At 68.5% G+C, this 20,676-nt stretch carries 17 protein-coding genes; 5 read left to right on the top strand and 12 right to left on the bottom strand.

Translation table 11 applies throughout. The annotated features are described in order from the left end of the window. The gene (locus M1L58_RS14330; protein ID WP_006868314.1) at positions 1 to 858 is read right to left on the bottom strand and encodes an MlaE family ABC transporter permease; all 858 of its coding nucleotides are present in this window, start codon (positions 856 to 858) and stop codon (positions 1 to 3) included. Positions 859 to 1,173: 315 nt separating this feature from the next. On the opposite strand from M1L58_RS14330, the gene treZ reads away from it, so the two are divergent. Beyond that, positions 1,174 to 2,934 carry a malto-oligosyltrehalose trehalohydrolase gene (gene treZ / locus M1L58_RS14335; RefSeq protein ID WP_308221817.1) on the top strand — a complete coding sequence of 587 codons (1,761 nt, stop codon included), beginning with the start codon at positions 1,174 to 1,176 and terminating at the stop codon, positions 2,932 to 2,934. A 43-nt stretch (positions 2,935 to 2,977) separates the two neighbouring features. On the opposite strand, the gene ilvA is transcribed toward treZ, so the two are convergent. Further along, entirely contained in the window at positions 2,978 to 4,357 is a 1,380-nt protein-coding gene (ilvA, locus tag M1L58_RS14340; RefSeq protein WP_248659391.1) for a threonine ammonia-lyase IlvA, read from the bottom strand. A gap of 291 nt (positions 4,358 to 4,648) precedes the next feature. Between ilvA and M1L58_RS14345 the strand changes: the two genes are divergently transcribed. After that, positions 4,649 to 5,557, top strand: a complete 909-nt coding sequence (locus tag M1L58_RS14345; RefSeq protein ID WP_083876451.1) for an SMP-30/gluconolactonase/LRE family protein — start codon at positions 4,649 to 4,651, stop codon at positions 5,555 to 5,557. Here the strand turns inward: M1L58_RS14345 and M1L58_RS14350 are convergent. The 5 genes from M1L58_RS14350 to lspA all read right to left on the bottom strand — a co-directional run bounded on the left by M1L58_RS14350 (position 5,500) and on the right by lspA (position 12,701). Then, positions 5,500 to 5,769 (bottom strand): hypothetical protein, encoded by a 270-nt coding sequence (locus M1L58_RS14350; RefSeq protein WP_248659392.1) that lies wholly within the window; start codon positions 5,767 to 5,769, stop codon positions 5,500 to 5,502. The two genes, M1L58_RS14345 and M1L58_RS14350, sit on opposite strands and share 58 nt — an antisense overlap. Positions 5,770 to 5,881: 112 nt before the next feature. Then, positions 5,882 to 9,424, bottom strand: a complete 3,543-nt coding sequence (dnaE, locus tag M1L58_RS14355; RefSeq protein ID WP_248659393.1) for a DNA polymerase III subunit alpha — start codon at positions 9,422 to 9,424, stop codon at positions 5,882 to 5,884. Between the two features lie 213 nt (positions 9,425 to 9,637). After that, entirely contained in the window at positions 9,638 to 11,044 is a 1,407-nt protein-coding gene (locus M1L58_RS14360) for a serine/threonine-protein kinase (RefSeq protein ID WP_248659394.1), read from the bottom strand. An 87-nt stretch (positions 11,045 to 11,131) separates the two neighbouring features. Next, positions 11,132 to 12,058 carry an RluA family pseudouridine synthase gene (locus M1L58_RS14365; RefSeq protein WP_006868165.1) on the bottom strand — a complete coding sequence of 309 codons (927 nt, stop codon included), beginning with the start codon at positions 12,056 to 12,058 and terminating at the stop codon, positions 11,132 to 11,134. Further along, a complete protein-coding gene (lspA, locus tag M1L58_RS14370) occupies positions 12,051 to 12,701 on the bottom strand; it encodes a signal peptidase II (protein ID WP_248659395.1) in 651 nt (216 codons plus the stop codon). Before lspA ends, M1L58_RS14365 begins: the two co-directional genes overlap by 8 nt. Positions 12,702 to 12,741: 40 nt before the next feature. Here lspA and M1L58_RS14375 point away from each other — a divergent pair, with 40 nt between their 5' ends. Beyond that, entirely contained in the window at positions 12,742 to 13,686 is a 945-nt protein-coding gene (locus M1L58_RS14375) for a hypothetical protein (protein ID WP_248659396.1), read from the top strand. Positions 13,687 to 13,723: 37 nt separating this feature from the next. On the opposite strand, the gene M1L58_RS14380 is transcribed toward M1L58_RS14375, so the two are convergent. After that, complete coding sequence (locus M1L58_RS14380) at positions 13,724 to 14,203, bottom strand: hypothetical protein (protein ID WP_182374438.1); 480 nt, start codon at positions 14,201 to 14,203, stop codon at positions 13,724 to 13,726. 237 nt (positions 14,204 to 14,440) lie between these two features. Between M1L58_RS14380 and M1L58_RS14385 the strand changes: the two genes are divergently transcribed. Beyond that, on the top strand, positions 14,441 to 15,442 hold the full coding sequence (locus M1L58_RS14385; protein WP_248659397.1) for an asparaginase: 1,002 nt from the start codon (positions 14,441 to 14,443) through the stop codon (positions 15,440 to 15,442). A gap of 25 nt (positions 15,443 to 15,467) precedes the next feature. Here the strand turns inward: M1L58_RS14385 and M1L58_RS14390 are convergent, their stop codons facing one another. Further along, the gene (locus tag M1L58_RS14390; protein WP_248659398.1) at positions 15,468 to 17,045 is read right to left on the bottom strand and encodes a DNA polymerase IV; all 1,578 of its coding nucleotides are present in this window, start codon (positions 17,043 to 17,045) and stop codon (positions 15,468 to 15,470) included. A gap of 39 nt (positions 17,046 to 17,084) precedes the next feature. Beyond that, entirely contained in the window at positions 17,085 to 17,540 is a 456-nt protein-coding gene (locus M1L58_RS14395) for a nitroreductase/quinone reductase family protein (protein ID WP_248659399.1), read from the bottom strand. A gap of 119 nt (positions 17,541 to 17,659) precedes the next feature. Between M1L58_RS14395 and M1L58_RS14400 the strand changes: the two genes are divergently transcribed. Continuing rightward, positions 17,660 to 18,355, top strand: coding sequence for a TetR/AcrR family transcriptional regulator (locus M1L58_RS14400; protein WP_248659400.1), 696 nt, complete (start codon positions 17,660 to 17,662; stop codon positions 18,353 to 18,355). A 132-nt stretch (positions 18,356 to 18,487) separates the two neighbouring features. Here M1L58_RS14400 and M1L58_RS14405 read toward each other — a convergent pair whose 3' ends face one another. After that, a complete protein-coding gene (locus tag M1L58_RS14405) occupies positions 18,488 to 19,405 on the bottom strand; it encodes an RNA polymerase sigma-70 factor (RefSeq protein WP_248659401.1) in 918 nt (305 codons plus the stop codon). 29 nt (positions 19,406 to 19,434) lie between these two features. Beyond that, positions 19,435 to 20,637 (bottom strand): NAD(P)/FAD-dependent oxidoreductase, encoded by a 1,203-nt coding sequence (locus tag M1L58_RS14410; RefSeq protein WP_248659402.1) that lies wholly within the window; start codon positions 20,635 to 20,637, stop codon positions 19,435 to 19,437. Positions 20,638 to 20,676 lie beyond the last annotated feature (39 nt).

The raw sequence follows: 20,676 nt of genomic DNA on the forward strand, positions 1-20,676 counted from the left end.
TCACACCACCTTCGCCGGGAAGAGGATCGCGAACAACTGCGTGAGGATCACGTTCACGGTGAACAGGAGCAGGACGGAGTTGACCACCGCGGCGTTCACCGAGTTGGCGACGCCGGCGGGACCGCCCTTCGTCGAGAGGCCGCGATCGCAGGCGACGATCGCCACGATCGCGCCGAATATCACCGCTTTGGCCAACGCGAACATCAGGTCCGCGGTGGTCGCGAAGGACGCAAAGGTGCCCGTGTAACTGCCTGGCGTACCGCCCTGGAAGTACACGTTGAAGACGTAACCGGTGATGAAGCCGACGAAGCAGACGAAGCCGCAGAGCAGGAAGCTGACCACCATCGTGGCGAGAAGTCGCGGCGAGATGAGGCGCTCGATGGGGTTGACACCCATGACCTTCATGGCGTCGATCTCGTCGCGGATGGTGCGGGAACCGAGGTCGGCCGCGATGGCCGAACCGACCGCGCCCGCGAGGAGCAGCGAGGTGACCAGGGGTGCGCCCTGACGGATCACGCCGAGGCCGGTGGCCGCGCCGGAGAACGAGGTAGCACCCACCTGACCGGCGATGTTCGACACCTGGATCGACACGATGACGCCGATCGGGATGGCGACGAGCAGGGTCGGGAACACCGAGGTGCTCGCCATGAATGCACACTGGCGGATGAATTCCCCGAACGGGAAACGCCGCTTGAAGAGATCGGCGAAGAGTGTGCGGAACACCTCGACGAACATGCCCAACTGGCGTCCGAAGGTGTCGAAGGACGCGACGACATGTTTGTCGAACCACGACCGAACCGCACCCGGTCTCTTCCGACCGACCTCCTCGTCATCCGAGGTGACTGCGTCTGTGCTCAATCCCTACCCTTGCGTCTCGGCTTACCCGTTCACCGGCCGTCAGGTCGCCGTGCGTCCGTGCTGTCTCCAGCTCGCGCACCGCTCGGCTGATCTGCTCGAGGTGCCCCCCCTTGGGCATGAGCGTCGCCGTAATATACCCCGCTCTCGAGCTCCGTTGTGTGTGGCCTCACAGTAACGCCGGTCGCGGCCCCGCCCGGTTCGACATACCGTGCAGGTGTGAGCGACAGCACTACTGCTGATGACCAGAGCACTTTAACTTGGACGGTCGACCAATGGAGCGGAAACCTACCCCTCCGATCCTCGATCGCGCCGTTCGTGCCGCCGCAGACCCTCGGCGAGGTCCGCGTCTGGGCACCTGCGGCCGCATCGATGTCGATGGTCGCCGGCGTCGTGGGCGCCCCGGCCGCGTCGTTCCCGATGACCCGACGCACGGGGGGTTGGTGGCAACTCGACGAGGAGCCCGGCGCGATCGACGCGCCGATCGCCGATGTGCGCTACGGGTTCTCGATCGACGGAGGACCCGTGCGTCCCGACCCTCGCTCCGTCCGGCAGCCCGAGGGTGTCCACGAGATGTCGGCACTGTTCTCCGTCGACGAGTCGCTGTGGACCGACGCCGACTGGACGGGCCGCGATGCGCGCGGCGCGGTGATCTACGAACTCCACCTCGGGACCTTCACCCCGGCAGGCACTCTCGACTCCGCGATCGAAGGGCTCGACCATCTGGTCGATCTCGGCGTCGATCTCGTCGAACTGATGCCGGTCAACGCCTTCAACGGCACCCACAACTGGGGTTACGACGGGGTCGGTTGGTACGCCGTGCAGGAGACCTACGGCGGCCCGGCGGCACTCGCCCGGTTCGTCGACGCCTGCCACGCCAAGGGACTGGGCGTCGTCCTCGACGTCGTCTACAACCACCTGGGGCCGTCGGGCAACTATCTGCCGGACTTCGGGCCGTATCTCAGCGAGGGCACGACGTCGTGGGGATCGTCGGTCAATCTCTCCGGACCCGACTCCGACGAGGTACGCGCCTTCATCGCCGGCACCGCACTGCGCTGGTTCACCGAATTCCACATCGACGGACTACGACTCGACGCCGTCCACGCCCTGGCCGACCATCGTGCGGTCCACATCCTCGAGGAACTGGCCGCGGCGACGGACGCCCTGTCGGCCGAACTCGGGCGTCCGCTGTCACTGATCGCGGAGAGCGATCTGAACGATCCCCGGATGTTCCTGCCGCGGTCGTCCGGCGGTCTCGGGCTGGCCGCCCAGTGGGACGATGACATCCATCACGCCATCCACAGCCTCGTCTCGGGCGAACGACAGGGCTACTACGCCGACTTCGGCGGTTTCGATTGTCTCGCAAAGGTCCTGACGGGCGGGTTCTTCCACGACGGCACCTACTCGTCGTTCCGGCGACGGTGCCACGGCCGGCCGATCCCGACCGATCGCGTCCCCGCGTCGTCGTTGCTGGCCTACACGTGCACCCACGACCAGGTGGGCAATCGCGCGATCGGCGACCGGCCGAGCGCCAATCTGGACGGCGGGCAGCTCGCGATCAAGGCCGCCCTCATCCTGTTGTCCCCCTTCACCCCGATGTTGTTCATGGGCGAGGAGTGGGCAGCGGGAACCCCGTTCCAGTTCTTCACCTCCCACCCCGAGCCGGAACTGGGCCGGGCGACCGCGGAGGGCCGCAAGTCGGAGTTCGCCGAACACGGTTGGGACAGCGACGATGTGCCCGACCCGCAGGACCCGGAAACCTTCGAGCGGTCGAAGCTGGACTGGTCGGAGCCGACCCGACCCGACCACGCCCGCGTGCTGGAGTTCTACCGATCACTGATCACGCTCCGGAAAACCGAACCGGCGCTGCATGATCCGGCATTCACCTCGGTCGGCGCCGAATTCGACGAAGCAGCAGGCTGGTTCGCGATGCACCGCGACGAATGGTCGGTGGTGTGTGTCCCCGGCGACGCGCCCGTCACACTCCCCTGGCCGCTCGACGTCGCGCTGGCCTGGGAGCAACCCGAGGCCGGGATCTCGCCCGGACACAACGTGATCGTCGGGCGCCGCGTTTCATAGCCCGAAAACGCGCCGTGCGCGGCTTCGAGCCATACGTCGGAGATCAGGTCAGGTATTCGTAGGCCGGCGAACCGGGCTCGAGACGTTCACAGTGCAGGCGGGAACGCGCCATCCGGTCCATCAGGGCACCGAGGCCGTCCGGGCTACCGAGTTCGACACCCACCAGCGCGGCACCGGTCTCGCGGTTGTTGCGCTTGACGTATTCGAAGAGCGTGATGTCGTCGTCGGGTCCCAGCACCTCGTCGAGGAAGCGACGCAGTGCGCCGGGCTCCTGCGGGAAGTCGACCAGGAAGTAGTGCTTCAGACCCCGGTGCACCAATGAGCGTTCGATGATCTCGCCGTAGCGGGAGACGTCGTTGTTGCCGCCGGACACCAGACACACGACGACCGCGTCGTCGGGCAGTCGCAGCTTGTCCAACGCGGCCACCGCGAGCGCTCCGGCGGGTTCGGCGATGATGCCCTCGTTCTGGTACAGCTCCAGCATCGCCGAGCAGATGGCGCCCTCGTCGACGTGCGTGATGTGCGCCGTGCCCAGGGTCGGCGACACCGGACCGTCGGGGATGATCCGCGCCGCCGGCGTCGCGGTGATGCCGGCCAGGATCGGGTGATCGCTGACGCTCGCGCCGAGTTCGGACATCACCTGATGGCCGATGGTGCCGATCCGCTTCACCGCCGCACCGTCGACGAAGGGGTCGATCTCGTCGAGGGTGACGGGCCCGCCGTTGACCAATGCCGCACTCAACGACACGGCCCCGGTCGGTTCGATGCCGATGATCGTCACCTCGTCGGAGAGTCCGCGCAGATAGGTGGCCATGCCGGCCAGACAGCCGCCCCCACCGACCGGCGCGACGACGACGTCGGGCACTCGGCCCAACTGCTCGACGATCTCGCGTGCGATGGTTCCCTGTCCGGCCGCCGTCCGCGGGTCGTCGAAGGCGTGGATCCATGCGGAGCCGGTGCTCATCACATCGGCCTGCGCGGCGGCCGCGGCGGCGTCGTAGGTCTCCCCGATGGCCTTCAACTCGACGTAATCGCCGCCGTGCCACGCGATCCGGTCTCGCTTCTGCTTCGGGGTGGTGGTCGGAACATAGATCCGTCCGGGCACTTTCATGCTCTTGCACGCGAAAGCGACGCCCTGTGCGTGGTTTCCGGCGCTGGCCGCCACCACACCGCGGGACAACTCCTCCGCCGAGAGCTGAGCCATCACGTTGTACGCGCCACGGATCTTGTAGGAGCGGACGGTCTGCAGGTCCTCGCGCTTGAGGTAGATCTGGGCACCAGACCCCGACAGTCGTGGGCAGGCCTCGAGCGGGGTACGCGCCACCGCGTCGGCGATTCGCTCCGATGCCGCCTCGATGGCGTCGAGGCTCAGTGCCGGGCCGTGCTGGTGGACGGGGACGTGGTGCGTACTCACGACTGCCATGTTCTCACTGCGCGGGATGGTTCGAGGCGTCCGGGTACATCGACTTCGGCGAGATCGGTGTGCTCGGTGCCTGCGGTCGGCTTCATTCCGGGATTGCCCCACCCCGCGGGTGGGTATGTCCGCGACGTCGCTCGTCGCACGCGGACCGCAGGCAGAAACGCGCGAGGAGAAGGCACGTACGGCCCGCCACCTGAACAGGGAGCAGTCATGACATCTCGCCATCCGTCCCCGCGCCGGTCCCGGCGTACCTCGCGTTTCACCCGGATCGCTGCCGGCGCAGCATCCGCGGCCATGGCGTTGGGTCTCTCCACCGCAGTCGGTCCGGCGCCCGCCTCGGCCGCCCCGTCGTGTCCGGGTGCCGCCCCTGCCCGGCTCGTCGGCGTCGTCCCGGGCGCCGCACTAGAGGGCCTCACGGTCGACGCCGGTGGACGGCTCTACACCACCGATCTCGTCTCCGGACGCGTCTACCGACTGAACGGCCCAGGTGCGCCTGCGGTCCCGATCGCACGGGTGCCCGGTGGCAGCGGTGCGGGCGCGCTTGCGTGGACTCCCGGCGGAACCCTGCTGGTCGGTTACGGCGCCGATCCCCGCGTCATCGTCGGCGACGCCCTCCGCCATGCGTCGATCGGCCGCCTGGATGTCAACTCCCGGGCGTTCCGGCCGTGGGTGACCGGGCTGTCCGCAGCGAACGGGATGGATGTGGCCGCGAGCGGAAACGTCTACGCCACCAACGACTTCGGCAACCTCATCGGACGGGTGTCACCGGGCGGCGCGGTGAACGCCGCATGGGGCGCGCTGCCGAGCGCCAACGGCGCGGTCCTGAGCCGCGACGACCGCTGGCTCTACGTGTCGCGCACCTTCGTGAACCCCGGAGTCAGCCGGATCTCGACGACGAATCCGCGGGTGGTGCAGAGTCTGCTCGGCGTGGGTGCACCGTCGACTCCCGACGGACTGACACTCGATTCCCGTGACCGGCCGGTCGTGCCGTTCAACGCAACCGGAGAGATCGTCCGCATCACCTCGCCCGGGCGCTACTGCGTGCTGGCGAGCGGACTGCCGACGTCAAGCGTGCTCTCCTACGGTCGCGGCGACCGCGGATTCTCGGCCGGACGCCTGTACCGGGCCGGATTCGACGGACGGATCTACGAGATCCCCGGCGGATTCGATCGGGGTGCGACCGCCGCGTTCCCGGGCAGGTAGCGCTCCCCCCACCACACCGCGAGAACTGCCACCGCCGTCACCCACGCAGTGACCTGCAACGATCCGACGATCAGCAGGGTCACGACGGCGGTGGCGAGACCCGCGAGAACCGCGTGGGCCTTGTGGGCCGGCCAGTCGATGCCGAAGACCTCGACCGTGCGCTGCGCACGCCGGACCGGACGGTGCGCGTTGATGCCGATCATCGTGGTCATCTGCGAACACTCCCCTCGACGGCTGGGCGTGACTGGACGTGCCGTCGAGTATAGCGCCGATCGAAGAGAAATGTTCGGAGGCCCGAAACTCCGATAACGGGCTCCCCCGATCTCAGCCGAGGCAGCTGGGACCTAGCAGTGCTTTCAGGTCGCCCATCAGCGCGGAACTCGGCGCCACCCGCAGGGACTCGGTCAGCTTGAGTTGCGTCTGCCGTTTGTCGCTGACGAGCGTGACGTGCACATCGGCCATCCCCGGATGCCGGGTCAGCACCTGCTTGAGCGCTTGGACCCGATCCGGAGTGCAGAGTCGGGCGGACAGCGTCAACGCAACCGGCTTGGTCGCGCCGGCGGTCTCCAGATCGGGGACGGCGAGGTCGTTGGCGGAGATCATCATGCTGTCCTCGCGCAGGTTCACGCGGGCCTTGATCAGCACGATGTTGTCGGCCACGATGTCCATCCCGTACGCGACGTAGGCGCGCGGGAAGAAGTAGACCTCGACACCACCGACCATGTCCTCGAGGGTGACCGCGGCCCAGGGCTCGCCCTTCTTGTTGACCCGGCGCGTCACCGACGAGATGATGCCGCCGATCGTGATCTGCGCACCGTCGGAGATGTTGCCTTCCAGCAGCGACGTGATCGAGGTGTCGGTGTGCGCGGCGATGGCATGTTCGACGCCGGCCAGCGGATGCCCGGAGACGTAGAGACCCAGCATCTCCCGCTCGATCGCGAGCTTGTGCTTGGTGTCCCACTCCTCCTCGGGAACCTTGACGGCGAAGACCTCGGCCATCGAGTCGTCGGCCCCGCCGGCGTCGCCGAAGAGGTCGAACTGTCCGATCGCCTCGGCCTTCTTGGTGCCGATGACCGATTCGACGGCCTCGGCGTGCACGAGGAACAGACCCTTGCGCGGATGGCCGAGGGAGTCGAAGGCCCCGGCCTTGATCAGCGATTCCGTCACCTTCTTGTTGCAGGCGGTGACGTCGATCTTGCCGAGGTAGTCGGAGAAGCTGGTGAACTTCCCCTTCTCCTCACGCGCGTTGATGATCGACCCGACGACGCCCGAACCGACGTTGCGGATGGCGGCGAGACCGAAGCGGATGTCGGCACCGACGGCCGCGAAGTTGCGCTGCGACTCGTTGACGTCGGGCGGCAGGACGGTGATGCCGAGCTTGCGGCAGTCGGCGAGGTAGATCGCCGCCTTGTCCTTGTCGTCGCCGACCGAGGTGAGGAGGCCGGCCATGTACTCGGCGGGATAGTTCGCCTTGAGGTAGGCGGTCCAGAACGAGACGAGACCGTAGCCCGCGGCGTGCGATTTGTTGAACGCGTAGCCGGCGAACGGCAACACCGTGTCCCACAGTGCGGTGATCGCCGCCTGCGAGAAGCCGTTGTTGCGCATGCCCTCCGCGAAGCCGTCGTAGGCCTCGTCGAGGATCTCCTTCTTCTTCTTGCCCATCGCGCGACGGAGCAGGTCTGCTTGTCCGAGCGAGTACCCGGCGACCTTCTGCGCGATCTGCATGATCTGCTCTTGGTAGACGATCAGACCGTAGGTCTCGGAGAGGATCTCCTTCAGCGGCTCCTCGAGCTCCGGGTGGATCGGCCGGATCTCCTGCAGACCGTTCTTGCGCTTGGCGTAGTCGGTGTGGGCGTTCACACCCATCGGACCGGGTCGGTACAGCGCGAGAACGGCCACGATGTCCTCGAACCCGGTGGGCTGCATCATCTTCAGGAGTTCGCGCATGGCCGCGCCGTCGAGCTGGAACACACCCAGCGTGTCGCCGCGGGCGAGCAACTCGTAGGTCTTCTCGTCCTCGAGCGGCAGCGAGTCGAGATCCAGGTCGATGCCGCGGTTGAGCTTGATGTTCTCCAGGGCGTCACCGATGACGGTGAGGTTTCGCAGACCCAGGAAGTCCATCTTCAGCAGGCCGATGGCCTCACACGACGGGTAGTCCCAACCGGTGATGATCGCGCCGTCCTGCGCACGCTTCCACACGGGGATCGCGTCGGTCAGCGGCTCCGACGACATGATCACCGCACAGGCGTGCACGCCCGCGTTGCGGATCAGGCCCTCCAGGCCGAGTGCGGTGTCGTAGATCTTCTTGACGTCCGGGTCGGTCTCGATGAGGGTGCGGACCTCGGTGGCCTCGCCGTAGCGCTCGTGTTCGGGGTTGGTGATGCCCCAGACCGGGATGTCCTTGGCCATGATGGGCGGCGGCAGTGCCTTGGTGATGCGGTCGGCGATCGCGAAACCCGGCTGGCCGAACTGGACTCGGGCGGAGTCCTTGATGGCGGCCTTGGTCTTGATCGTGCCGAACGTGATGACCTGGGCGACCTTGTCGCTACCCCACCGCTCGGTCGCGTAGCGAACCATCTCGCCACGACGGCGGTCGTCGAAGTCGATGTCGATATCGGGCATCGACACGCGCTCGGGGTTGAGGAATCGCTCGAACAGCAGTCCGTGCGGGATCGGGTCGATGTTGGTGATGCCCAGCGCCCAGGCAACCAGCGAACCGGCCGCCGAACCACGGCCCGGGCCGACGCGGATGCCGACCTCGAGGGCGTGGCGGATCAGGTCGCCGACCACCAGGAAGTACGCCGGGAATCCCATTTGGATGATGACGTCGAGCTCGTAGTTGGCCCGGTCGAGGTACTCCTGCGGCACCTCGGTACCGGCGAAACGACGCTCGCGGAGCCCCTTCGCGACCTCCTTGCGCAGGAAGGTCTGCTGGGTCTCGCCGTCGGGCACCGGGAACACCGGCATGCGGTCGCGATGGGTGAAGACTTCCTTGTAGGACTGGACGCGCTCACCGATCTCGAGCGTGTTGTCACATGCGCCCGGGACCACCGAGTCCCACTGCTCGCGCATCTCCGCGGCCGACTTCAGATAATAGCCGTCGCCGTCGAACTTGAAGCGGGTGGGGTCGGACAGCGTCTTGCCGGTCTGCACGCACAGCAGCGCCTCATGGGCGGCGGCATGCTCCTTGGTGACGTAGTGGCAGTCGTTGGTGACGATCGGCTTGATGCCGAGCTTGCGGCCGATGTCGAGGAGACCGTCGCGCACGCGGCGCTCGATCTCGAGGCCGTGCTCCATCAGCTCGAGGTAGAAGTTCTCCTTGCCGAAGATCTCCTGCCACTTCGCCGCGGCCTCGAGGGCCTCGCGGTCGTGACCCAGTCGCAGACGGGTCTGCACCTCACCCGACGGGCAGCCGGTGGTCGCGATGATGCCCTCGGCGTACTCGGCGATCAGGTCGGCGTCCATACGGGCCCACTTGCCGAGCTGTCCCTCGATGGAGGCGAGCGAGGACAGCTTGAACAGGTTGCGCAGGCCGGTCGTGTTCTCGGCGACCATCGTCATGTGCGTGTAGGCGCCCGAACCCGAGACGTCGTCGCTCTTCTGCTCCCGCGAACCCCACTGGACACGTTTGGTGTCGAATCGCGAACCGGGTGCGATGTAGGCCTCGATGCCGATGATCGGCTTGATGTCGTTCTTGATCGCGGTGTTGTAGAACTCGCTGGCACCGAACATGTTTCCGTGGTCGGTCATACCGATGGCGGTCATGCCCAGCCGCTTGGCCTCGGCGAACAACGGTGACACCTTGGCCGCACCGTCGAGCATCGAGTACTCGGTGTGGTTGTGCAGGTGAACAAACGAGTCCGTCACTGTGCCTCTTCTGTGCTCGCTGGTTGCTGTGCTCGCGGATCACGCGGCGTGTGCCCGCCGGTCGCCGAGTCCGGGTCTACTTTAGGCGCGCGCACCGACACCCACCGGAAGGCACTCCGGGCCGTGACGAATGGGGCGGCTGTGACACCATGTCCGCCCGCACACGCCGGCACGCCGGGGCACTTCCCGGGGGCGGATTTCGGCGTGTCGCCGCTACAGGGCCACGACGAACACGAGGACGATCAGGATCAGCAACACGGCCGCCACCCCGGCCAGCACCAGGGGCAGACGATTCGAACTCGACCGGCTGGGACCGCCGGAGGACACGGTCCCGCCCGGGAACGGTGGACCGCCCGGGGGCCGACCCATCGGACCCGACCCTGCGGCGCGGAGGTGATCGTTGGTCTGGCGGTGCGGCCCGGACGGTGGGTGCTGCCACACGGCGGGGTCCGCGCCGGCCGCCGGGCGCGACGGCACCTGCCCTTCGTGGCGCGGCCGGTCGGGGACGGAGCGGCCCGGGGTCGGTCGCGGCGCGGCCCGCCGGGTGGCCTCCCCACCGGGCGGGGTCGGCAACGGTCCGCGGTACGCCGGATGTCCCGGGGCCGGCGAACGGGGCGGAGACGGGGGCGGCCCCGGCCGACGGGTCGCCGGCAGCGGGGCGGGATGGTTCCGTGAGACCGGGCGGGGCGAGGGTCCGCGTACCGTGACGGCCTCGGCGTCGGGTACCGGCGGCGGTTGCACGGGCCGGACACTCGCCGTCAGCGCCTGGGCGAACTCGCGACAGGTCGCGAACCGCTCTTCCGGCGTCTTCGCCATCGCCCTCGAGATCACCGCGTCGACCGCCGGCGGCAGCCCGGGTACGAGTTCGGACGCCCGCGGCACCGGCTCCTTGAGATGCGCGCCGATGACCGCCCCGGTGTCGCGGTCGTCGAACGGCACCCGGCCGGTGAGCAGATGGAAGGTGGACGCCGCCAGGGAGTACTGGTCGCTGCGGCCGTCGAGCGTCCGCCCCATGAGCTGTTCGGGTGAGGCGTAGGACAGGGTCGCGAGCACGGTGCCGACCGACGTCAGGGCCTCGGTCTCGTCGCAGATCTTGGCGACGCCGAAGTCGGTCAGCAGCACCCGCTGCTCGTCGACCGGCGAGTCCTCGTCGACCTCGGCGAGCAGGATGTTCCCGGGTTTGACGTCGCGATGGGTGAGGCCGCGCCGGTTGGCGTGGTCGATACCGCGAGCGACCTGCGACACGATGTGCGCGACCCGAGGCGGCGTGAACCGTCCGATGTCGTGCAGTTCGCGGGCACAGTCGGTGCCCGGCACGTACTGCATCGCGATCCAGAGCAGGTCGGACTGACCGGATCTCGACGCGACGGGCACGGTCGCCCGGCCACGGTTGAAGACGGTGACGATGTTGGGGTGGTCCAGCGTCGCCGCCACCTCGGCCTCCCGGAGGAACCGGCGTCGAAAGTTGTTGTCGGTCAAGCCCGCCGAGTCCTTCAGGACTTTCAGGGCGTCGTACCTGGGGAGCTCGGGGTGCCGGGCGAGGAAGACAGCACCCATCCCGCCGCTGCCGAGGAGCCGCTCGACGCGGTAGCCGGCGATCACCGTTCCAGGCTCGAACACCCTCTCAATCTAGGCGAGTTGCACGGTGATGTCGCCGGTTGACGACCGAACGAATGCCGTCCCCACCGGCGCGATCCGGCAAGTCGGTCAGGTGTCGCGCAGCACGTCGAGGGCGTGCTGGAGATCCTCGGGGTACTCCGAACTGAACTCGACCGTGCGGCCGTCTGCGGGGTGCGCGAAACGCAGTGTCCGCGCGTGCAGCCACTGCCGTTCGAGACCGAGTTTCTTCGCCAGGACCGGATCGGCACCGTAGGTCGGGTCACCGCAGCACGGGTGATGCAAAGCCGAGAAATGGACGCGGATCTGGTGTGTGCGACCGGTTTCGAGATGGACGTCGATCAACGACGCCGCGGCGAACATCTCGAGGGTGTCGTAGTGGGTGATGCTCGGCTTGCCGTTCGCGGTCACCGCGAACTTCCAGTCGTTGCCGCGGTGGCGGCCGATCGGCGCGTCGATGGTGCCCGACGGCGGATCGAGATGCCCCTGGACGAGGGCGTGGTAGCCCTTGTGGACGGTCCGCTGCTTGAACGCCCGCTTCAGCAGCGTGTAGGCGCGTTCGGACACGGCGACGACCATGACACCGGACGTCCCGACGTCGAGCCGGTGGACGATCCCCTGCCGCTCATGAGCACCGGAGGTCGAGATCCGGAAGCCGGCGGCGGCCAGAGCACCGATGACGGTGGGTCCGCTCCAGCCGAGCGACGGATGCGCGGCCACACCGACCGGCTTGTCGACGACGACGATGTCGGAGTCGTGGTAGATGACCTCGAGATCCTCGACCGGGGTCGGCTCGACCCGCAGCGGCTCGTCGGGCTCGGGCAGTGTGACGTGCAGGAGGGTCCCCGCCGCGAGCTTGTGCGACTTGCCGACGACGACGCCGTCAACCATGACGTCCCCCTCCTCGGCGAGGGTCGCCACGACCGTCCGCGACAGGCCCAGCATGCGGGAGACACCGGCGTCGACGCGCATGCCGTCGAGTCCGTCGGGTACCGGTACGACACGTGATTCACGCATGGGTACTGCCCCCGTCTTCGCTGTTGTCGTGCTTGTTCCGGCGGGCGGCCCACCCGGTGCGGCTGCCGTCGTAGTCGAATCCCAGCGCCGAGAGCACCACGAGGAGGATCGCCCCGCAGACGACCGCCGAGTCGGCGATGTTGAAGACCGGCCACCAGCCGACCGAGATGAAGTCGACGACGTGGCCCTGCAGGGGTTCCGGGGCCCGGAAGACGCGGTCGATCAGGTTGCCGATCGCACCGCCAAGCACGAGAGCCAGGCCGACCGCCCAGCCCCAGGACTTCAGCCTGCTGCTGTAGCGGATGATGACGGCCACGACGACCAGCGCGATGATCGTCAGCACCCACGTGTACCCGGAGGCCAGCGAGAATGCGGCGCCGCTGTTGCGCACGAGCCGGAGGGTGACGACGTCGCCGATGATCTCGATCGGGCGCTGCGGGTCGAGCGTCGCGACGGCGATGACCTTGGTCAGCAGGTCCAGCCCGATGACGACGAGCGCGACGCCGAGGACGGCTGCGGTCATCTTGGAGAAGCGTCGTGCGGGGGTCGCGTCGTCCGATGGGGCTCGATCGCGGTCGGCGTCCGGAGAATCGGCGCCGTGCGGATCCGCGTTGCCGGAATCCGTCAGGGGTTGGTCATCCACAGCCTCATTGTCCACGACCCGTCGAATACGCTGGCTACCCGTGTCCTCGCATCGTCGTGTCCTCCGGTCCGTTGTCTCCTCGTGTGCCCTCGTCACTGCGGTGTCCGTGCTGGTCGCAGGGTGCTCGTCAGAGTCCGACGACGCTGCGGGCGCCAGCTCGGCGACGGTCGCCGGTTGCGCGAACGAATCGCCCTCCCGCGCGGCCGGAGCGGCGCCGGTGCCGATCGCGGGGGCCACGGTCACCTTGGTCGACCCGGGTGAGGGTGAACGTCGCGTGGCAGCTCCAGCTCCCGACACCTCGTCCACTCAGACCGTGACGCTCGTGACGACCTCAGATGTCGCCTCACCGGGTTCGTCCGATGCCGAGACCGTCGAGACCCCGATGACGGCGCGGTTCTCGTGCTCCGAGAAATCGGAGCTGGAACTCGAACTGGGCACCGTGACGTCTCCGGACGCATCCCTCAACGCGCAGTTGCCGGCGATGACGGGCACGAAGGCCGGACTGACCACCGGCCCCGGACTCGCGCCCGTGGCGTTGCGTCTCGCCCCTCCCGAGCAGGCGGGGCAGGAAGCGCGCCTCGCCGTCGAACAGTCCCTGGTGACGGCGTTGAACACCTCCATCGCACTGCCGACCGAACCGATCGCGGTGGGCGCGCGGTGGCGCACCGAACGCGTCATCTCGGCGGCCGCAACTGTCACCCAGACCATCGACGCCCGGTTGTCGGCCTGGGACGGCAACCGTCTCACCATCCAGTTCTCCGCCGAGGAGACCCCGGTGAACTCGGTCTTCGCCATCCCGGGCGGCAGCGACACCCTCACCATCAGCCGATTCAGTTCCGAGGGCGGCGGCAGCGTCGAGATCGACCTCTCGCGCGGACTGCCGGTCGGCGGTCAGCTCACCTACACCGGTGCGCGCGAACTCGTCGGGTCCGACCCGTCGCGCCCCCTGGTGCAGAAAACCGGGTTGACCGTCACCTGGCGGTGAGGACAACCCGGTTTCCCGGTCTATCGAGTCGGTGCGACTAGGCGGCGCACATCGCGCTCTTGACCTGGTACAGGCCGAGCAGGTTGCACACGGTCTCGTTGGAGAGCTTCCAGCGTCCGTCGTCGAAGACGATGGTCGACTCGGCGTTGGTCGGCGGGTTGCCGGCGGTCTCGATGCGAACCTTGACGCGGGCCTTGTTCGGGCCGGCGCTGATGACCGGGTTCACCAGGACCCAGTCGACGTCGGAGTTCTCTGCGCGGGCCTTGACCAGCTCGTCGAAGATGGCCGGGTCCTTCTCCGAACCCTCGACGAGGACGATCTTGTCCTTGCTCGGGATCTTCGGGTCGACGGCGGTGTCCACGAGCTCGTTGAGAGCGGCGATCGACGGCGGCTTGCTGCCGTTGGTGATCTCGGATTCGGTGTCGCCGCCGGCGGCACCGGCATCAGCGGTGCTGGTCGCGGTCGGGACGGGCGGTGCGTCGCTGTCGTCGCCACCGCAGGCTGCGACACCGGTCATCAATGCGGCTGCGATCATGGTCGCGCCAAGAAACTTCCGATACTTCAACGATCTCCCTCACTATGTCTGTGGACGTGGGTGCGCCGGGGCGCTCTCCCATGACTCGCCGATGGGGTCTGCCGGGGCGGGCCCGGCGACAACCCACACCACTATGCCAAACGTAACCGGATGATCCGGGTTCCACGCCGCGGCGACGACGCTTGACGCCCGGGCTGCCTGCCGTGAGGCTTGACGACCATGTCCGCTTCTCCCCCGCCCGGCTCGCCGACGACCGTGCTGATCACCACCGGCGGCACCATCGCCGCCCAGACCACGACCGACGGTGCCGTTCCCGCGCTCGGCGCCGATGACCTGCTGTCAGCGGCATCGAACACCGGAGCCGTGGACGCCGGGGCCGGGGCCGGGGCCGGGGACACCGGGACACATGCTGTCCGCACCGTCGACCTGATGTCGGTGGACAGTTCGGCGATGACCGTGGCCGACCAGTTCGCGGTGGTGCGGGCGATCGCCGACGCCCTCGACGACACGGAGGTCGCCGGGGTCGTGGTCACCCACGGCACCGACACGATGGAGGAGACGGCGTTCCTCGCCGATCTGTACTGCACCGACGAGCGGCCGGTCGTGTTCACCGGGGCCCAGTTGCCGGCCGACCGACCCGATGCGGACGGTCCGATCAACCTGGCGGCCGCATTGGCCGCGGTCCGCGATCCCGGAAACCGGGGCCACGGTGTCCTGGTGGTCGCCGGCGGTCGCGTCCTCCCGGCGCGCGGACTGTTCAAGGTGTCGACGTCGGACGCGGTGGCCTTCGACTCGGTGCGCACCGACCTGCCGCGTCCGGTGCTGACCGACGGCATCCCGCTCGGGCGGACCGCCCGGGTCGACCTCTTCGCGTTGTACCCCGGGGTGTCCCCCGGATTGATCGCGGCCGCGGTCGCGCAGAACGCCGCGGGCATCGTGCTGGCCGCGACGGGTTCGGGGAACACCCATCCCGACATCACCGCCGAGGTCGCGCTCGCCGTCGCCCACGGCGTGACCGTCGTGGTGACGAGCCGGGTGCCCTACGGCGAGGTGTCGCCGACCTACGGCGGCGGTGGCGGTGCCGTCGATCTGCATCGCGCGGGCGCGGTCGTCTCGCCGTGGCTGCGTGCGCCCCAGGCCCGCATGGCACTGATCGCGCTGCTCACCGCGAAGGCGAGTCGCGAGACGGTCACCGAGTTCTTCTCCGACTCCGGGAAGTGAAGTCGCACAGACGATTCCGAGACACCTAATCGTCGTCGTCGGCGCCGAGATCCCATTCGAGACTGTCGAGCGGATCGGCGGGACGTAGGTCGGCATCCTCGACGCCGAAGGTGCGGGTGCGCCCGGGCCCGGTGGTGCGCGTCTCGAAGCGGACGGTGACGACGCCGTGCCCGCTCCCCTGCACCCAGCCGTGACCGAACTCGGGGTGGGTCACGTCGGCGCCCGGCGCGAACGGCATGCGGCTCTGCGGATCACCGCCCGGGGCGAAGCGCACGGGTTCGGGCGACTCGGTGTCGACGGTCGGATCGTGCACCGTCTCCGACACCTCCACGATGCCGCCCGCGTGCGACGACGATCCCGCCTCGCCACCCGCGGATGCGGTGTCGTGGTGGGTCGTCTCGTCCGGCGCGGCGTCGAGGTCGTCGAACAGCGCGTACTGCTGCACCGCACTGAGGCCGGAGAACCCCACGCCCACAAGACGAATCGCCCCGACCGTGCGCGGATCGAGCGCGAGGCGCTGGGCGGTGCGCTCGAGGGCGTCGAAGTCGGTGGTGGCGGCTGCGGTGGTCGCCGACCTGGTGAGGATCGACATGTCCGAACGTTTGAGCTTCAGCACCACCGTGCGCGCGCCGCGCCCGTCCTTGAGCAGCCGGCGATGCGCGTCGGTGGCGGCTTTGCGGATCGCCTTGCGCAGTTCGTCGAGGTCGACGATGTCCTCGGCGAAGGTCGATTCGGCGCTGATCTGTTTGGCCGAGGCGCGTTCGGCGACGGGCCGGTCGTCGATGCCCTGGGCGAGCCGATGCAGTGCAGGTCCGACGGTGGCGCCGAGCACCGACGCGACCTCGACCGTCGACATCCGCGCGAGGTCTCCGATGGTGTCGATTCCCAGTCGTGCGAGGCGATCACCCGAGACCGGACCGATGCCCCACAGTTTGCGTACCGGCAGTCCGTGCAGGAACTCGATCTCGCCCGACGGCGGGATCACCATCACGCCATCGGGTTTCGCCATCCCCGAGGCGATCTTGGCGAGTTGCTTGCCGCTGCCGAATCCAACCGACGCGGCAAGTCCGCACTCGGTGCGGATGCGGCCGCGCACCTCCTCGGCGAACTCCCGCGCCTGTGCCACGGTCGCCCCGGCGAGTTCGGCCGGTTCGGCGAACGCCTCGTCGAAGGACAGTGTCTCGATCACCGGAACTGCTTCGCGCACAATGCGGAACACCCGCTTGCTGACCTTGCCGTAGACCGCGCCGCGCGGGGGCACCACGACGCCGGTGGGGCCGATGAGGCGTCGGGCCTGATGCATCGGCATCGCCGACCTCGCCCCGAACACTCGGGCCTCGTAGCTGGCCCCTGCCACCACTCCCCGACCACCCGAACCGCCCACGAGCACCGGACGACCGCGCAGCGTCGGACGGGTGAGCTGTTCGACCGAGGCGAAGAAGGCATCCATGTCGAGGTGCATCACCCAGCGTGCGCCGCGTTCGGAGTCGGCGCCGGCCGGCGCACCGCCCGATCCCCCGCTCGTTCCAGCGCCGCCGGACACCCACCGTTCGGGTACGGATGAACCGTCCGCGATCGTCGAGTCGGAATCCGGGCGCACCACCTGTCCGAGTCTAGTGAGCCGACGCGGTGCGGAGATCGGCTAGTCGGCGGACCTGATCGCGAAGACCGGGATCGATCCGGCATGTGCGGCGAGGTCGGCGTCGGATGGCTTGGCGTCGAGCCCCTCCGGCAGGAAGCGGCCGACCTCCCAGCCCCACTTGCGCAGGTACTCGGCGATGATCGGCGGGCGCCGGTCGGGGTCGACCTCGGTGAGGGCCACCACGGTCCGACGGCGTCCGCGCCGGAGTTCGACGGTGTCGGCAGCGCGTGCGTTCCGGGCCCACTGGGTGTTGCCGCGCGGCGAGACGAGGTACTCCCCGCCGTCGAACCGCAGAACGTTGACCGGGACGGTCTGTAGCTTGCCGGTCCGGCGGCCGGCGACGGTGAGATTCTGCGCACCGGCGAGGTTGACACCGTGGTCGGCGAGCCAGCGGACGGTGCGGTTGAAGACGTTGTCGAAACCCTCGGGGGCGCGGTAGTGGGTCGTGCCGGTCATCGTGGTGGGCCTTTCATGATGGTGGAAGATTATCGAGAGCACCGCTCTCGTTTTCGAGTCTGCACCCACTCGCACAAGAAATCAAGAGCAGTGCTCTCGAAATATGGAAGGATCGACCCATGGCAACCGGACGAAGCCGCGCGGAGAACCGCGCGATGATGACCGACGAGATCCGCAGACTGGCGCGCAAGCATCTGGCCACGCATGGCGCGGCCGGACTGTCACTGCGCGCGATCGCCCGCGAGATGGGCGTGGTGTCCTCGGCCGTCTACCGCTACGTCCCCAGCCGCGACGACCTGCTGACGATGCTGCTCGTGGAGGCGTACAACGACGTCGGCGACGCCATCGACGCAGCGGTCGCGGCCGTCGAGGCCGGCCACCGCCGGGAGCGGTTGCTCGCCGCTGCGGAGGCCGCCCGGAACTGGGCACTCGGCGACCCGGCCCGGTGGGCACTCCTCTACGGCAGCCCGGTTCCCGGCTATGCCGCGCCGGGCGAGGAGACGATGGTGCCGGGCACACGCATCCCGGCACTGCTCCTGCGGGAGTGCGCGGCCGCCTGGTCCGAGGAACTCTTGCGCGACGACCTACCCACTCCCACAACCGGGGTCGCCGGCGACATGGCCGCCATCCGCGACGAGTTCGGCATCGACGCCCCGGACGACGTCATGGCCGCGTCGACGACCCTCTGGGCGGTCCTCGTCGGCGCGATCAGCCTGGAGACCTTCGGCCAGTACGGCAAGGACACCTTCACCCATTCCGCCGACCTGTTCCGGTCGCAGATCGAACTGACGTTGTCGGGGTTGTTCCGGAGCTGATGCCACTCCGCTTGCACCGCTGAGGGTTTCAGGTCGCCAACCATTCGAGGTTCGTCGACTTCGATACGCTCCTTCGTCGCTACTCAGCCCGGCGGCTGACGCTCCTCGCACCTCACACCTGGGAGCGCGAGTTCACCGCGCGACAGTGCGCGGTTCCTCCAGTCCGGCCAACTTGTCCGGATTGCGCATGGCGTAGATCTGCTCGATGACGCCGTCGACGATGTGGAAGGTGAACGTGCCCTCGAGCCGGCCGTCGATGTAGATCGCCACGCCGGACTGGTTGTTGAAGACCGCCGGTTCGAGTCGGTAGTCCATGTCCCGGCCGAGCCGGGCGAATCCCGTCAGCAGCCGGGCCACGGCCAGCGCACCGTGGATCGGGTGGCGTACCGCCGTCACCTTGCCGTCGCTGTCGGCGGTGAACTCGACCTCCGGTGCGAGCATCGTCAACAGGCCCTCGACGTCGCCGGACTGCGCGGCCGAGAGGAACGCGTCGACCACCGCGACCGCACGTTCGGAATCCACCGGGTCGAACCGGGGGCGACGCGCCTCGACGTGGTTCCGGGCGCGGTGCCCGATCTGGCGCACAGTGGCCGCCGGCTTGGCGAGCATGTCGCCGACCTCGTTGTAGGAGAAGCCGAACACCTCGCGCAGCACGAACACCGCGCGCTCGTCCGGACTCAGCGACTCCAGCACGATCAGCATCGCCGTCGACACCGACTCCGCGAGAACCACATCGTCGGCGAGGTCCCGCTCGTCTGTCAGGATCGGTTCGGGCAGCCACGGTCCGACGTACTCCTCGCGTCGCCGCGACCGTGACCTCAGCACGTTGAGTGCCTGGCGGGTGACGATCTTCGCGAGATACGCCTTGGTGTCGGCGATCTCGGTGTCGTCGACCTCGGCCCACCGCAGGTAACTGTCCTGGAGCACGTCGTCGGCGTCGGCCGCGGTCCCCACGATCTCGTAGGCGACGGTGAACAGCAGCGGCCGCAACTCGGCGAAACGTGCTGCCCGCCGGTCGTTCCCACTCGTCTCTGAACCGCTGCTGCTCACCGGAGCCCTGCCTCTCGTCGGCGAACCGGTCACTGCAGAACCGGCTCACGCTCGGCGGTCACCTCGCGACCGCGCAACCAGCTGAATGCGCCCGGGTGCGCGGCCTCGCGGCGGATGTTCCACACGGTACCGCGGCACACCACCTCCTTGGCCAGAGCCGCGAGACGACCCGTCACCACCGCCCGCGCGGGCGAGTCGTCCCGCCGGGTGAATTGCAGGGTGGCCGCGTGGCGCCCGATGCTCGTGCACTGTGCGACGAAGGCCTGGTCGACGGGGATCGGCCGGTCGCCGGCGATCCGGGCGAGCACGGCCTCGGCGACCTGTGCCCCGAGGGGTTCCGCCGCCTGGCAACTCATCCGCAGAGTGATGCCCTGGACCGCAACCGCGTCCCCGGCGCCGAGGATCCGATCGTCGTCGACGCTCGTGAGGCTGTCATCGGTCTGCAGACGGCCGATCCCGTCGGTCGTCAGCCCACTGTCCGCGGCGAGCGCCGGGGCCCGGAAGCCGGTGGCGAAGACCGTTGCCGCGCTGGGCAACACCTGTTCGCGCCCCTCGGTTTCGATGAGGACCCGCGAGGCCGCCACAGCGGTGACCCGAGCGTCTTCGAGCACGTCGACGCCGAGTCGACCGAGTTGCCGGAGGGTCGCCCGATGGCCGCGTTCACCGACCGACGGAGCGACGACACCGCCACCGGCGAGCGTCACCGCGAAGCCGCGTTCGGCGAGTTCGCCGGCGAGCTCCACACCGGTGAGGCCGCCGCCGACGACGACCACCGGCGCACCGGGCTCCAGGGCGTCGATGCGTTCCCGGAGGTGCTGTGCCGCAGCCCAGTCCGAGGCCGACAGGGCGTGGTCGGCCGCGCCCGGGATGTCCGGGAGATGATGCCGGCTGCCGATGGCGTAGATCAGGTAGTCGTAGTCGAGGTGCTCCCCCGACCCGACATGTACCCGCCGCGCATCGGCATCGATCCGCGTCGCGGTGCCGACGACGACGTCGATGCCGTCGCCGAGCACGTCGTCGAATGAGGTCTGCGGTTCACCGGTCCGCGCGATGAACTGGTGCAACCGGATCCGCTGGACGAAGAACGGTTGCGGGTTGACGACCGTGACGTCGACGGCGGGGTTGCGCCGCAGCCGGTTGGCCGCCATCGCCCCCGCGTAACCGGCGCCGAGGACGACCACGTGCGTCCGCTCGACTGTCTGGATTTCCTGCGTGGTGTCGGTGGTGCTCATCGATCTGCCTTCCGTCGGTGTTCGAGGTGGTCATCCTCG

The organism is Gordonia sp. C13 (assembly GCF_023218005.1).
Classification (GTDB): domain Bacteria; phylum Actinomycetota; class Actinomycetes; order Mycobacteriales; family Mycobacteriaceae; genus Gordonia; species Gordonia namibiensis.

Bases quoted from the DNA above. Each gene is read 5' to 3' on its own strand.
- ilvA (WP_248659391.1), bottom strand. From the start codon at position 4,357: ATGGCAGTCGTGAGTACGCACCACGTCCCCGTCCACCAGCACGGCCCG.
- M1L58_RS14345 (WP_083876451.1), top strand. From the start codon at position 4,649: ATGGCGTTGGGTCTCTCCACCGCAGTCGGTCCGGCGCCCGCCTCGGCC.
- M1L58_RS14350 (WP_248659392.1), bottom strand. From the start codon at position 5,769: ATGACCACGATGATCGGCATCAACGCGCACCGTCCGGTCCGGCGTGCG.
- M1L58_RS14365 (WP_006868165.1), bottom strand. From the start codon at position 12,058: ATGCGTGAATCACGTGTCGTACCGGTACCCGACGGACTCGACGGCATG.
- M1L58_RS14380 (WP_182374438.1), bottom strand. From the start codon at position 14,203: ATGACCGGTGTCGCAGCCTGCGGTGGCGACGACAGCGACGCACCGCCC.
- M1L58_RS14385 (WP_248659397.1), top strand. From the start codon at position 14,441: ATGTCCGCTTCTCCCCCGCCCGGCTCGCCGACGACCGTGCTGATCACC.
- M1L58_RS14395 (WP_248659399.1), bottom strand. From the start codon at position 17,540: ATGACCGGCACGACCCACTACCGCGCCCCCGAGGGTTTCGACAACGTC.
- M1L58_RS14400 (WP_248659400.1), top strand. From the start codon at position 17,660: ATGGCAACCGGACGAAGCCGCGCGGAGAACCGCGCGATGATGACCGAC.
- M1L58_RS14410 (WP_248659402.1), bottom strand. From the start codon at position 20,637: ATGAGCACCACCGACACCACGCAGGAAATCCAGACAGTCGAGCGGACG.